General features: G+C 65.6%; 12 protein-coding genes. 3 read left to right on the top strand and 9 right to left on the bottom strand.

What is annotated here, in order from left to right; translation table 11 throughout:
* Positions 1–68: 68 nt before the first annotated feature.
* Positions 69–2,279, bottom strand: a complete 2,211-nt coding sequence (locus LT988_RS00320; protein WP_232408293.1) for a hypothetical protein — start codon at positions 2,277–2,279, stop codon at positions 69–71.
* A gap of 703 nt (positions 2,280–2,982) precedes the next feature.
* On the opposite strand from LT988_RS00320, the gene LT988_RS00315 reads away from it, so the two are divergent.
* Positions 2,983–3,471, top strand: a complete 489-nt coding sequence (locus LT988_RS00315) for a hypothetical protein (RefSeq protein ID WP_232408292.1) — start codon at positions 2,983–2,985, stop codon at positions 3,469–3,471.
* Positions 3,472–3,681: 210 nt separating this feature from the next.
* On the opposite strand, the gene LT988_RS00310 is transcribed toward LT988_RS00315, so the two are convergent.
* Complete coding sequence (locus tag LT988_RS00310; protein WP_232408291.1) at positions 3,682–4,068, bottom strand: hypothetical protein; 387 nt, start codon at positions 4,066–4,068, stop codon at positions 3,682–3,684.
* Between the two features lie 421 nt (positions 4,069–4,489).
* Between LT988_RS00310 and katG the strand changes: the two genes are divergently transcribed.
* Positions 4,490–6,718, top strand: a complete 2,229-nt coding sequence (katG, locus tag LT988_RS00305) for a catalase/peroxidase HPI (protein WP_232408290.1) — start codon at positions 4,490–4,492, stop codon at positions 6,716–6,718.
* A gap of 182 nt (positions 6,719–6,900) precedes the next feature.
* Here the strand turns inward: katG and LT988_RS00300 are convergent, their stop codons facing one another.
* Both LT988_RS00300 and LT988_RS00295 read right to left on the bottom strand, forming a co-directional pair.
* Positions 6,901–7,137, bottom strand: a complete 237-nt coding sequence (locus LT988_RS00300) for a BBE domain-containing protein (RefSeq protein ID WP_232408289.1) — start codon at positions 7,135–7,137, stop codon at positions 6,901–6,903.
* A gap of 79 nt (positions 7,138–7,216) precedes the next feature.
* Positions 7,217–7,960, bottom strand: a complete 744-nt coding sequence (locus tag LT988_RS00295; RefSeq protein ID WP_232408288.1) for an AraC family transcriptional regulator — start codon at positions 7,958–7,960, stop codon at positions 7,217–7,219.
* 487 nt (positions 7,961–8,447) lie between these two features.
* Between LT988_RS00295 and LT988_RS00290 the strand changes: the two genes are divergently transcribed.
* Complete coding sequence (locus LT988_RS00290; protein WP_232408287.1) at positions 8,448–9,311, top strand: transglutaminase family protein; 864 nt, start codon at positions 8,448–8,450, stop codon at positions 9,309–9,311.
* A 219-nt stretch (positions 9,312–9,530) separates the two neighbouring features.
* Here LT988_RS00290 and LT988_RS00285 read toward each other — a convergent pair whose 3' ends face one another.
* The 5 genes from LT988_RS00285 to LT988_RS00265 form a co-directional block, all read right to left on the bottom strand.
* Complete coding sequence (locus tag LT988_RS00285) at positions 9,531–9,920, bottom strand: helix-turn-helix domain-containing protein (protein ID WP_232408286.1); 390 nt, start codon at positions 9,918–9,920, stop codon at positions 9,531–9,533.
* Between the two features lie 506 nt (positions 9,921–10,426).
* A complete protein-coding gene (locus LT988_RS00280) occupies positions 10,427–10,996 on the bottom strand; it encodes an RES family NAD+ phosphorylase (RefSeq protein ID WP_232408285.1) in 570 nt (189 codons plus the stop codon).
* Complete coding sequence (locus LT988_RS00275) at positions 10,980–11,348, bottom strand: antitoxin Xre/MbcA/ParS toxin-binding domain-containing protein (RefSeq protein WP_232408284.1); 369 nt, start codon at positions 11,346–11,348, stop codon at positions 10,980–10,982. Before LT988_RS00275 ends, LT988_RS00280 begins: the two co-directional genes overlap by 17 nt.
* Positions 11,349–11,666: 318 nt before the next feature.
* Complete coding sequence (budA, locus tag LT988_RS00270) at positions 11,667–12,461, bottom strand: acetolactate decarboxylase (RefSeq protein ID WP_232408283.1); 795 nt, start codon at positions 12,459–12,461, stop codon at positions 11,667–11,669.
* Positions 12,462–12,517: 56 nt separating this feature from the next.
* The gene (locus tag LT988_RS00265) at positions 12,518–12,658 is read right to left on the bottom strand and encodes a hypothetical protein (RefSeq protein ID WP_232408282.1); all 141 of its coding nucleotides are present in this window, start codon (positions 12,656–12,658) and stop codon (positions 12,518–12,520) included.
* Between the last annotated feature and the right edge of the window lie 121 nt (positions 12,659–12,779).

Here is a 12,779-nt window from a genome sequence, read left to right as displayed (position 1 = left end):
ATACGGCGGAGTCAGTGGGCACCGGCTCGGCGGGGGTGAAGACGTACCCGTATGTGGTGAGGCGATGTTTATCGGCGTCGACCGAGACAAAGGCCGCTGCCGTTTCCGCTGCAGATCATGCGACCGCTCGCATCGTAAGCCGCATAGGCGACCTGGATGATGCCGCGACCGCCGCATCTGTAGACGAGATCGCCGCGCCAGGTGTTGCGGCCGATCTTGCGCAGGCCGCAGTTGCGGCATCCGCGGTTCGTGGAGGTCACGCGGGCGACACGCTCGCTGGCCGGCGGATCGATGGTGACGATGTGCCGGACACGGTCGCCGTTCCACCCGGAGGACGAATCGATGATGAGACGTCCGCTGCAGTCGCCGCGCATGGCGAAGGAGCTGCTCTCCTGCGGAATCGGTGCCGGTGTCTTCGGGGGCGCTTGGACCACGACGGGTTTCGGTGGCGGCGAGCGGCACGGGCCGATCCGCTCGTCGAGCGCTTGCCTGACCGGTCGCAACGTCGGTGCGGATTCGCGCTTGAGGGCGCGTTCCAGGGCGACGAGGCGCGCGCAGTCCGTGCCGGCCTCGGCGAGACGTCGGGTGTAGCGGTCGATCCGATCGCAGTCGGCGATCGGTGCCACGAGGGCGGCGCGCGCCTTGGCGAAGCGCGGGTCGCCCTGATCGGCGAGACGTGCGGCCAGCGCGTGTGCCTTGGTGCAGTCGCCGCCGATGGCGGCGATCTGCTCCTGCAGCGCGTCGGCCTCGCTGCAGATCTGGAGCTCGGGCGCCAAACGGGTGCGGATGTCCAGGAAACGAAGGTTGTTGCGATAGCCCTCCAGCCCGTCGGCCAGGGCCTGTAGCCGGTCACAGTCGCCGTTGGCCTCGGCGAAGCGCTGCTCCAGGTCGTTCAGGTCGGCGCACTGGCGCAGCGCGACGGCGAGTCTCCCGGCCACGGCGGCGAGTGGCTCGCGGTCCGGGTCATGGCGCGAGAGGGTCGCGTCGAGTCCGGCAAGGGCCAGACAATCGTCCTGCGCGCGGGCCAGCTCGTCCTCCAGATGATCGGCGAGGTCGCAGCGTGCGAGGGCCTCGTCGAGCCCTCGGCGGATCTCGCTCAAGGGTGGTCGGCTTGCATCCAGCTCGACGAATGCGGGGGCGGTCTCGCGCGCCAAGGTGCGCAGCGCCGTGCAGTCCTCGGACGCATCAGCCAGCTGCGGGCCGAGTGTCTCGGCGAGACGGCAGGCGGCGAGTGCGCGATCGAGTCCGACGCGCAGCGCGGCCAGCTTGCGCTTGGGTTCATCAAGTGTTGCGATCTCTTGGTCCAACTCGGCGACGGCGAGGCAGTCGCCGGCGAGCGCATCGAAGCGTTGCGCGAGTCCATCGAGCCGCGTGCAGGCCGAGATCCGCCGGTCCAGGTCGGTCTTCAGGGCGCGGAAGGGCTCGCGTTCGAGATCGTAGAAGGCAAGCTCTTCGTCCAAGGTGGACAGATGATCGCAGGGCGGCTCGGTCGCGAGTCGGTCGGCAAAGAGCGCGGCCTCCTCGCAGATGCCGATCTCGGTGAGGACCGCCATGCGGATATCCGCGTAGCGCGCGTCCTCCCGATCGATCCGGTCCAGGCGGGAGGCGATCTCTAAAAGGGGCGCGACCGGGTCGCAGTGGTTGGCCAAGGCCACGGCGAGATCCTCGCGCAAGCCCTGCTCGGTCTCCTCCAGTTGCCAGAACCAGATACCGAGGCCGAGACCGACTCCCAGCGTTGCGAGTGCGATCAACCCCAGGAGCGGCAGGATCCACGCAGGGCGCCGCCGCGGGGGCGGCACGGTCGCGGGATCGGGCGTACCGACTGCGCGCGGCGGCCGGCCGGGGTCGGTCCCGCCCCAGGAGATCAGGACCGGGGCGTCGCCGATCACATAAACCGCCTCGTCGCCCGGGTTGACGATGGCGCGCTTCAGGAGCTGCGCGGGCTCGGGATCGTCCGGCTCACGGCGGGACAGCTCGTCGGCGAGACGGGAGATCGCGTTCAGGTGATCGGAGAGGACGCGGCGCGCTGCCGCCTGCGCCTCGTCGGGCAGATCCAGCAAAGGCCGCGGTTGTCCGGCCAGCGCGCTGGTCCAGGTGACCGTACCCGCGCCATCGAGGGCAATCTCGGGGCGTGCGAAGAGGGCCGCCGTTGCGCCCGGCAGATGACGTCTCAGGGTTCGGCCGAGCGCGTCGAATTGCCGCCAGGGATGATCCGGGGCCAGCCGATCGGAGGGAGGACCGGCGTAAACCAGGGTCAGGATACGAACCGAGGATGTCATCGCGGGCTCCCGAGCTGTCGATGTGACGTGCTGCAGATGATTCTAAGCCGTGTTCGGAGTCATCTGCGTCGCCGGCGACTTCCGCCCAAGCGACACTGCCGGTTACGCGACGTGCACGTTGGCTGGCCGCGACGGCACACTTCTCCGACCTCGCGATTTCGCCGCTGGTGTTGAATGACGGCTTGACCATGCCGGCGACGTCTCGAACCGAATGGATGCGATCCGCCGCTTGCAGCTGTCGGTCGACCTCCCCGCGCTTGGGGATGGGGGTTGCCGGTTACGGTCCTCGCCGCGCAGGCATTCACGATGCAGATCGTGCACCCAAATGAACGGCAATCTTGCACCATCCGGCTGTCTCGGGCAGCGTTGGGGCTTCCCGTCCAGCAACATGGTTGGTCGTATGACCAGGCTCTTCTCGATCATCGAATCACCGAACCATCCTCGATTCGACGCGCTTTACCAGCGGATCGGCATTCGGTCCTTTCCATTCGGTCACCGGAGTATTGTCCTTCCGGCGCTCGCGGGTCGGAGCGACATGACTGCTCGAAGGATTTCACGCAGACCATACGACGGGGCTCCGGGGTTCGAAACAAGAGCGCATTGCGGGCGCTGCGGAGGCTTGTCGTATGGTTCATGTTCCGCCCTTGACGATCGTCTGTCATCGGTGTCTGATCGACCGATCGACCAAAAAGGGCATCCGCGCATGACTCGATACAACGCGATCGTCGTCTTCGGGCTTCTCGCCATCTTGGCGGGGAGGGTTGGCGCGGTGTTGCCGCCGGATGCAGTGGAAGGGCTCAAGGCCGATGCCGAGGCCGTCCTCGAAGTGAAGGTGTTGGAGGTGCAGACCGCTGCGCATCCGACGGAGCGCTTCGATGTCCTCTATCGCATGGAGATCATCTCGGTGATGCGCTCGACCCCGGGATTGGAGCCGGGCGAGATCATCGGGGTGCGTTCTTACGGCGTGAGCCAGGCGCTCCTCGATCGCGGCTTTGTCGGACCCAAGATCCCGGACCTCCTTGAGCCGGGCTGGATCGGCACCGCCTACCTCGACCCTGATCCTCAGGCCTCCGGCCCCGACGCCATGCGCCAGTTCGTCATCGCCGCGCACGGCGACAGCTTCGTGGAGCTGCCGCCGGGTCCTCCCTCGCTGAAGTACAGCGTCACGCCGTCGGAAGGCGACCACAGATGAGGCTACGGAGTGCGGGTCTGCCCAAGGCCGCAAACTTGCGATATCAGTGACCGACTGCTTGTACAGGCGCGGTGCTTGAGGCGCATGCCGCGAGACCTACCCCTGATTCGCAGTCACGCCCCCGGTATCGATCCGGGGGAAGCAGGCGCCGGCCGGTGGCAAGACCGCGTACTCGAATGTGGCGGCAACGGTCGATACCCTCCGCGGACCTCAGGGCGCGCTTCGCCCGGACGAGCCAGGACGCTCCAGCCCGACCCGCCAGTCTTCGACAAAACTCTCGATCGATTCGATGAAGTCCGGATCATGTTCGCTCCGGTTGATGGTGCAATGCACAAGCACGCAATCGGGCTCCGCCGTCACGGTCCAAGCCAGGGCGTTCGGGCAGCCCGGGAGGGTGAAGCGCACGCCGTCGCGAATCGGCTCGCGCCGCACCGCGAACTGACCCCATAGGCAGTAGATCTCGCCCGAATCGAGATCCTCTCGCCAGTTCAACACCCGATCGATTGCGTCGCACCACTCGGCTAAGCGCGGCCCCGTAATTCGGTCGCGCAGCTGATCGGCAGACGCGACGAGGCGAGCGGTGCCGAAAAACTCCATCGGTGAAACTCCTTTCGCCGGGCGGCGAGATGCTCGGCGTTCCGACCCGACGAAACGCTCCGGGATCGCGCGATAGGCTGGAAGATCAAGCGCTTCCGGGTCGTCGAAGAGCGCATTGAGGTGTTCTCGGTCTTCGGTCTTCCAACGGCGTTGTCCTATGCTACCTGATTTTCGTCCTGCCGAGCCTCGATCCACATCGTCGAGATCGATCGAGTCAACCGATACTGCCTGTTGGCACGCGGCAATTCGGTGGCCTAAGGTTGATGCATGAACTGCCGATCCCGACGCATCGCGGGTCTGGATTTGGGCTACGATGCTCGCTCCGGACCGAAGCGCAAAGACAAGGACGCGAAGACAGGACAGGAAGACAATCGGTGTTGCCCACCACAGTCGAACCCACAAAGACGAGGAGATGCTTCCCATGTTCATGAAGGCGATCCCGGCGGCCGTCCTCGCCGCCCTTCTGACCACCCCCGCAGCCGCAAACCCCGCGATGGCGGTTGGCCAGGCAAAGCCGAACAATTTCTGGTGGCCTGACCAACTCAACCTTCAGCCCCTGCGCGACCACGACCCGGCGTCCAATCCTTACGGCACGGATTTCGATTACGCGAAGGCCTTCGCGAGCCTTGACCTCGCAGCAGTCGAGGCGGACCTGAAGGCGTTGATGACCACATCGCTGGATTGGTGGCCCGCCGATTTCGGCCACTATGGCCCGCTGTTCATCCGCATGGCTTGGCACAGTGCCGGCACCTACCGTGTGGCCGACGGGCGCGGCGGTGCCGGTGGCGGCCAGCAGCGCTTCGACCCCCTCAACAGCTGGCCCGATAACGTCAACCTCGACAAGGCGCGGCGTCTGCTTTGGCCGATCAAGCAAAAGTACGGCCGCAACATCTCCTGGGCCGACCTCATGGTCCTCGCCGGTACCGTCGCGATGGAGGATATGGGCTTCAAGACCTTCGGCTTCGCAGGTGGCCGGCCGGACGACTGGGAGCCCGACATTGTCTACTGGGGTCCAGAGGCGGACATGCTCGGCCGGGAGCGCTACGACGCAGACGGCAAGCTGGAGAATCCCCTCGCCGCGACACAAATGGGCCTGATCTATGTGAATCCGGAAGGTCCGGGCGGCAATCCCGATCCGCTCGCGGCCGCCGAGCAGATCCGCGTGGCATTCGGCCGCATGGCCATGAACGACGAGGAGACCGTCGCCCTGATCGCCGGCGGTCACACCTTCGGCAAGACCCATGGCGCAGGCAAACCGGGCGAGTGCGTGGGCCCCGAGCCCGCCGCGGCGCCGATCGAGCAACAAGGATTGGGCTGGGCCAACAGGTGCGGCAAGGGCAACGCCGAAGACACCATCGGCAGCGGCCTGGAAGGGGCGTGGACCGCGGCGCCGACCCGCTGGACCATGCTGTATCTGAGCAACCTGTTCAACTACGACTGGGAGCAGACCCGCAGCCCGGCTGGCGCCATCCAGTGGAAGCCGAAGGATGGAGCGGCCGCCGACACGGTCCCCGATGCTCATGTGGAAGGCGTCAGCCATGCACCGATGATGTTCACGACAGATCTGGCGCTGAAGTTTGATCCGACCTATCGCGAGATCTCCAAGCGCTTCCTGGACAACCCGGAGGACTTCGAGCTCGCGTTCGCGAAGGCGTGGTTCAAGCTAACGCATCGCGACATGGGGCCCCGTGCACTGTATCTCGGCGATGAAGTGCCCGAAGAGGTGCTGTTGTGGCAGGATCCGGTGCCGGCGGTCGTCCATGCTCCGATCGATGAGAGCGACATCGCAGCGCTCAAGCAGCGCATCCTGGCGTCCGGTCTGACAACGGGTGAGCTGGTGCGCACCGCCTGGGCGTCGGCATCGACCTTCCGCTCGAGCGACATGCGCGGCGGTGCCAATGGTGCGCGCATCCGCCTGGCGCCGCAGAAGGACTGGCCGGTCAATGATCCGGCCAGCCTGGCGAAGGCGCTGCAGACCCTGGAGGGCATCCAGACGACCTTCAACGACGGTGCATCCGGGGGCAAGAAGGTCTCGCTCGCCGACCTGATCGTCCTCGGTGGTGCCGCGGCCATCGAGCTGGCGGCCAAGGATGCCGGCTACGACGTGGCCGTTCCCTTCACGCCCGGGCGCGCGGATGCAACCCAGGATCAGACCGAGGTCGAGTCCTTCGCCGTCCTCGAGCCGACGGCCGATGGCTTCCGCAACTACTTTGCCGCCAGTAACCGGCTGTCGCCGACCGAGATGCTGGTGGACCGTGCAGACCTGCTGGGGCTAACCGTTCCGGAGATGACGGCACTGGTCGGCGGGATGCGCGCCCTGGGTGCCAACAGCCGCGGCTCGAGGCTTGGCGTGTTCACCGATCGCCCCGGCCCGCTGACCAATGACTTCTTCGTCAACCTGCTCGACATGAATACCGTATGGTCAAAATCGGCGACCACCGCTGGGCTCTACGAGGGACGAGACCGTGCGACGGGAGAGCTGAAATGGACGGCGACGCCGGTGGACCTGATCTTTGGATCGAACGCCGAGCTGCGTGCCATCGCGGAGGTCTATGCGTCCGCGGATGGAGGCGAGGAGTTCATCCGAGACTTCGTTGCTGCATGGACCAAGGTGATGACGGCCGACCGCTTCGATCTTAAGCGGGGATAGCGAGAAGACGCTCGGGCCGTTGCTGGCGGAGCACGGCCCGAGCGTTCGGATCGAGACGGCGATCGTCGTTTTCTGCTCCGGCCGGCCCGGCGGCGTTGGGGTTGCGGCGTCTCGGGCAGTCGTCCGCCGCCGCCCACGGAGGCCGGGCCGGACGGGACGTCATCCGGCATCGACGGGCTCGGTCAGGCCGCGGGGATGTTCTGATTCAGGTGAAACCTCAGGTTGCCGGGGTCATAGCGTTGCTTGATGCGGCCGAGGCGCTTGTAGTTAGGCCCGTACGCGGCGGCGACGCGATCGGTTTCGTCCGCAGACATGAAATTCACGTAGACGCCGCCGCTGGCATAAGGCCGCGTCGTGTCGAAGAAATTCGAGACCCAGAAGGCAACACTGTCGAGCTGAGAGACCGACGTAGCGGGCAAGGCGGCTGACGATACAGGGCGTCTCCACCACGCTTGCATCATCCGCAGGGTTGTCCGGTCGATGAACGTCGGAGGGCCCCTACGCCATGACGCGGGCGCGATGCGCGCGCGGGCTGATGCCGCGCACCCGCTTGAACGCGCTGCTCAGCGCGTAGGGCGTGCTGTAGCCGACCCTCGCGGCAACCGATCCGACCGTTGCATTCGGAGCGCTCAGCCGATCGGCGGCGAGCGCCAGACGCCATTCCGTGAGGAAGCTCATGGGCGGCTGGCCGACCGCGTCATGAAAGCGCCGCGCGAGGGCCGCGCGCGAAACCCCGAGCCGCCGGGCGAGGCCTTCCAACGTCCAGGGGTAAGCGGGATCCTCGCGCAGCAGCTGCAAGGCGTGTCCTACCATCGGGTCGGCCTGGGGCGGCGACGACGCCGGCGTCATGGCCTCCGGTCGGGCAAACCAGGCGCGCAACGCGGCCGTCAGCAGCAGATCGAGCAGCCGATCGAGCACGGCGACCTGGCCTGGCCTGTCCTCGCCCATCTCATCGCAGAGTATCGAGACCAAGGGCGTGCTCCGTTGATCCCGGTTCAACGACAGCAGTGGCGGCAGCGCTCGACGCAGACGCTCGCTGACATCGTCAGTCGCCTCGTACGCGCCGACCAGCATCAGGGTCTCACCCCGAGGATGATTCCCCCAGGTCCGCACGCCGAGCGTCATGTGCTCGGCCAGTGAATCACCCTCGGGCGAGCAGCAATGCTGCCCCAGGTGGATCACGACCGTGGTCGGCGTGCCCGGATCATCCGCGACGCTGTAGTGATCGGGACCGCGGGTCACTGCTCTCCGGGCGCGGCGAGGCGGGCGCCTGGGCGGCCGAACGTCGCCTCCGGGAATCGGGCGCGCAGTGGACGCTCGTGCGCTGCGCCTTCTTCAATCAGAACTTCGAGGATCTCTTGGTCGAGACGATGCCGCCGTTTGCGCCGAGCACGGCGACGCGCTGCCAGCCGATGCGGTCGGTGCGGTGGCTCGTGCAAGATCCTGACGGCCGTGACGATCGGGTTCGTCTGTCACCCTTGACGTGCCGTGCGGGATACGGGCGTACTGGACCCTGTGGTTCCGCACGCGAGACAGACAACGGTGGACGCCCGAGTTTGGCGTTCTTCGGAAACAGCGGTGCCGTGCTCCGGAAGTCCAGTCGATTGACAGGGCCGATACCACTCGTGACCATATAACGGATATGCGCGTGAGCGTAATATCGGGTGCTGCTCTGGTCTGCTCCGTTCGATTCGAGGGGACGGCGGATTCAACCGATCGGTAATCTCCCATGCGGCGTATCGAAATCAGTCATGTCACCGAGTACCTGTTCCCGAGCCGGGTGTCGCTGTTGCCCCACAGGCTGCTCCTGCGTCCACGGGAGAACCACAACGTCAGGATCGAATCCTCGGTGCTGGAGATCAGTCCGGCCCATACCCTGCAATGGAAATGCGACGTGCTGGACAACTCGGTGGCGCTGGTGAGCTTTCACGGGCCGTCGGACCGGCTGCGCGTCTCCAGCAGCCTGGTGATCCAGCACTACGAGGAGAATCCGTTCGACTTCTTGGTCGATGATTACGCTGTCATCCACCCGTTCGAGTATGCCGAGGAGGACCGGGCGGAGCTCGCACCCTTCCAGCAGTCCGTCTACCCGTCTGACCGAGACGCAGTGCAAGGATGGCTTGACGGCCTCGGTCTAGAGCAGCCGATGGAGACCTTCGCTCTGCTCGCTCGCATGAACCGAGAGATTGCCGGCCGTTTTTTCTACCAGATGCGCGAAGAACCGGGCGTGCAGCCACCCGCGCTGACATTGGCGAGCGAGAGCGGCTCCTGCCGGGACTTCGCGGCCTTGTTCATGGAGGCATGCCGTTTCCTCGGGTTGGCAAGCCGCTTCGTCAGCGGTTATCTGTTCGCACCGGCCACCGCGGCAGGCAACGCCTCGACCCATGCCTGGGCCGAGGCCTACCTGCCCGGCGCCGGCTGGATCGGGTTCGATCCCACCAGCGGAGAGGTGACCGGCAATAGGCACATCGCCGTTGCGGTGGCACGCCACCCGGAAGCTGTACCACCCGTGGCCGGAAGCTACCTCGGCTCACCGGATCAGCGCCCAGTGATGACGGTAGCGGTTCGGGTGAGCGCGCTCGCGGGCTTGTGATCGGTAGCTCTCACCCGCGATGATTTTTCATCGTTTCGCCACGATTCCCGGCGCTCAAGATCCCCTAACTTGGCTCGTGAAATCGGACACATCTGAACCGGTCAATTCAAACGGGATTGGGGCGGTTACGTCCGCACAGCGGGCTTTCGGGCTACACCGTAGTGTCTGCTTTCGGTAGACGTTCCCACTCCCCTCTATTCGCCGCGCATGCCGTGCGGTTCATGCCTCATGTCCCGAGGCATGGTGCAGCCAGTCGGTGTAGTCCCGGTTCGGTCGGACGCCGGTCGAATCGGCTTGGACCGCGGCATCCTCGGTCCGATCGAGAGCCGTGCCGATCACATCGGACGGCGACACGCCGAACCGTCGTCGAAAGCGGCGGCTGAAAGCGCTGGCGTCGACGAAACCCCAGGAGGCGGCGACCTCCGCGATCTTCGTGCTTCGCGGGTCCGTCCCGCGCAACTCGCCGTAACAGCGGGGGGCGTGCTCCTGCATGCCGGCGCCGGCCCGCAGGCGATGGCGCGGAATCATGATCGCGTGCAGGTGCATTGCCGAGGCCTCGGAGTCGAAGGCCCAATCGCGCAGGTAGATGTGCCCGGCGAGCAGACGCAAGTGACCGTCGGTTAAACAATCGGACTGCAGTCGCTAGTCAGACTCAGCAGGCCGTCGCCAACGCGTCAACGCCATCGCTGACGCGCTAAGAGCGGACGCCCTCCGACGACTTTGGGGCGCTGTTCGGCGACGGGTCGGGCCTCAGGCCGGAAATGGGCATCGCTGTTCGCGGAGGGCGCCAGGGCCGCCATGATGCGTTGCTGCGAAATGACTTCGGCAACCGCGACGCCAACAATTGGACGACCAGAGAATGCTTTATGAACAGTGCGCATTCTTACGCCTTGACGGTGGCTCTGGCCGGAATACAGCCCTTTGCAGCAACCAGAGCATAGCGTTCGGCGGCGGCGTCCCCTGCCGCAAGGTCGAGTATGCGGCGAACTGGTGGCCCTGGGGTCACGTTCTCAGGGCGTCTCGCGTATCCTCTCGGTGTGAGCCGAAGGGCCAGGGTCTCCCTCCAGCGCTCAAATCAAAAGAGCCGCGGCAATGAAAGGGCTGGGGGGAGGGCGTCAGTCCCAGCTCGCCGCGTCCCTCGGCAACCGACCGAAGTCGTCGATGGCCCTGACTGCGCAAGGCGGCGTTTCCGACCACTGCCAGAACACCAGGTTGCGCGGGATAGCGGTGCCCGGGGCCGCGTTGGCGCCGGGTGCGAAGCTCGGAACGATGGCTGCCCGGACATCGGCGGCGATGAGCGCCTCAGCGATTCGCCAGGTCGGCGGATCGCGACCGCGGTCGGCCAGGTCTTCCCACGCGCAATCGAGGTCGGCCGGCACGATGCCGATGCCGTCGAGCACATCCGGGTCGGTCAGATCGGCAACGCCGGCGCAGTCGATCCGGTAGACCACCAGCGTCATCGGTTGGGCCTTGAACGGGAGTCCCTGCTGGGCCTCCATCCAGGCGGTCGTCGGGTCCAGCGCGGTGTAGAGCGCCGGCCTTCCAGGGCGATTGAAGCGCCCGCCATGTCGGGCCGCGCCCTCGCCCGAGGTCGGAAGATAGGCCCAGCGCGGGTGGTGGGCGCGATAGACCTGGCCGCGGAATCGGTGCGTCGGCGGCGAGGGCTGCTTAGGCGTAGCCGCCATCGGCGAGGCGCGACAGGTACGCTAGCACGGCCTCCGCACGACCTTCCTTGAGCAGGTCTTCGGCGGTCTTGTCTCCGAAAGAGGGCAGCGGCTGCGAGCGGAACCAGGCAAAGGCGCGGGCGGTGGACCCGGCCCAAGGTGTCACCCGGTTGATGATCTCGACCGTATCGCGCAGCCGCTGCTGCGTCTTCGGCGATGCGGCGCGATCGCGCCGCGTCACAGCATCGCGCGACAGGCCCGTGGCGCGGGCCAGCTCGGTCTTGGTCACGTGCAGCACATCGGCGAGCTGCCCGGTCTCCACGGTGCCGGACTGCGACAACAGCGCGGTCAGGTCTTCAGCGGCGGCAGACATGGTATGCCCCTTGGAATGACGTTCATCATCGTCAAAGTATGCGGCATTACGGAGCGAACGCAAATCCAAAGCGACAACATCGCGCGGCCGCCGGCTTGAAGAACCGATGCGACTGAAGTGCTCACATGGACAGTCTATAAGCCTGAAAAAACCCGAAGCCGGGGAGGGCGCCTGCGCGGGTCGGTTGCGTCGGGTGCGACACGCCGATCGACGCGCCGGCCCAGAGCAATCCGGGGCCGAAAGAGCGCCAAAACGTGGCGCTAACCCCGCTAGCGGTGCGAGGCGGCGCGGCATCTCCGACGCCCTCAGCCGAGACTGTCAGTGCGCCGATGCATCGGGAAGCGCGCCCCCCTGTTCTGCGTTCTTCAAATCGCTGCCCTGATCGGCACCGAGATCGGCATTCAAGTAGGCCGGGACCATGGGCAATTGCACGTCCCAGCCATTGGTGTCGTCGATGCCGACCTTGGCGTCCTTCAGCGACACATTCAGCACATGGCCGCCGACACTTCGATCCGCGGATAGAAAGTGCAGATGCAAGCCAGCCACGTTGACGCCGTTCATGAAGGTGGGGCACCAGAATCCCATCAGCGTGCCCTCGACCTCTTTGCGCTCGAAAACGGCTTGATTGCGTATGACGTCGATCAGCGGCGGATAGGGTTTGTGCTGGCGCGGGACGCTCCGATACGTGATGTTCGCGAAGTGACCATCCACCCGCACGGCATAGGCGATGTTTCGGCTCGGAAGATGGCCTTCGAGCCATGCCGAAAACGCTGCGAAGTTCTCCAACTCCGGCGCATCGAGCACGCGATCGGGCACAAAATGCGTGACTGCCATGAACGGGGTGCCCGTCGAGGGCGGCATGACGTTCATCGAACCGTCGAAGGTCGCCTGATAGACGACCCCGTCGAGCACCATCATTTCTCCATCGGCGGCATCGAAGGTCCCAAGGCCGATGTCTCCCTGGTCTAATACGTCGTCCACGGTTGCCACGCTGTCATAGATGCCGGAGAGCAGGGCGTCGATGGTCGAGACCTGGTATAAAACGTCGCGTTTGTCCTGGGCCTGCGCGCAGAACGCGACGGCGATCAACATGCCGGTGCCGAGCGCGCGCATGGACTTGCTCCGGTTCGTAAAAAGGGAAGGGCGTCGCATCCGGCGTTCAGGATGCCTCATGCGAAGATGTTCTGCACCTTGTCGGCGACCGCCAGCCCCAGTGCATGCTGCTGCTCCGCATCGAGATGCACGCCGTCGACGGGACTGCACAGGTTTTCATAGCAGGCGACGCGGCAACAGGCCTGTCGATCGATCAACACGTGATGTCGGCTTTCACCGGTGACGATTCGATCGCCGGGGACTCACCTTCGGGGCTGCCGCATACCTTAAACGTTTTGCAGGCAGATGGTGCACCCGACGATGTTGGTGAGGCTCGGA

Source organism: Thiocapsa bogorovii (assembly GCF_021228795.1).
Classification (GTDB): Bacteria; Pseudomonadota; Gammaproteobacteria; order Chromatiales; family Chromatiaceae; genus Thiocapsa; species Thiocapsa bogorovii.
The sequence above is the reverse complement of the archived record's forward strand: the minus strand, read 5'-3'. Positions and strand labels throughout refer to the sequence as shown.

Coding starts and splice junctions, on each gene's coding strand:
- LT988_RS00320 (WP_232408293.1), bottom strand. CDS start 2,279: ATGACATCCTCGGTTCGTATCCTGACCCTGGTTTACGCCGGTCCTCCC.
- budA (WP_232408283.1), bottom strand. CDS start 12,461: ATGCGCGCGCTCGGCACCGGCATGTTGATCGCCGTCGCGTTCTGCGCG.
- LT988_RS00310 (WP_232408291.1), bottom strand. CDS start 4,068: ATGGAGTTTTTCGGCACCGCTCGCCTCGTCGCGTCTGCCGATCAGCTG.
- LT988_RS00280 (WP_232408285.1), bottom strand. CDS start 10,996: ATGGCGGCTACGCCTAAGCAGCCCTCGCCGCCGACGCACCGATTCCGC.
- LT988_RS00315 (WP_232408292.1), top strand. CDS start 2,983: ATGACTCGATACAACGCGATCGTCGTCTTCGGGCTTCTCGCCATCTTG.
- katG (WP_232408290.1), top strand. CDS start 4,490: ATGTTCATGAAGGCGATCCCGGCGGCCGTCCTCGCCGCCCTTCTGACC.
- LT988_RS00275 (WP_232408284.1), bottom strand. CDS start 11,348: ATGTCTGCCGCCGCTGAAGACCTGACCGCGCTGTTGTCGCAGTCCGGC.
- LT988_RS00290 (WP_232408287.1), top strand. CDS start 8,448: ATGCGGCGTATCGAAATCAGTCATGTCACCGAGTACCTGTTCCCGAGC.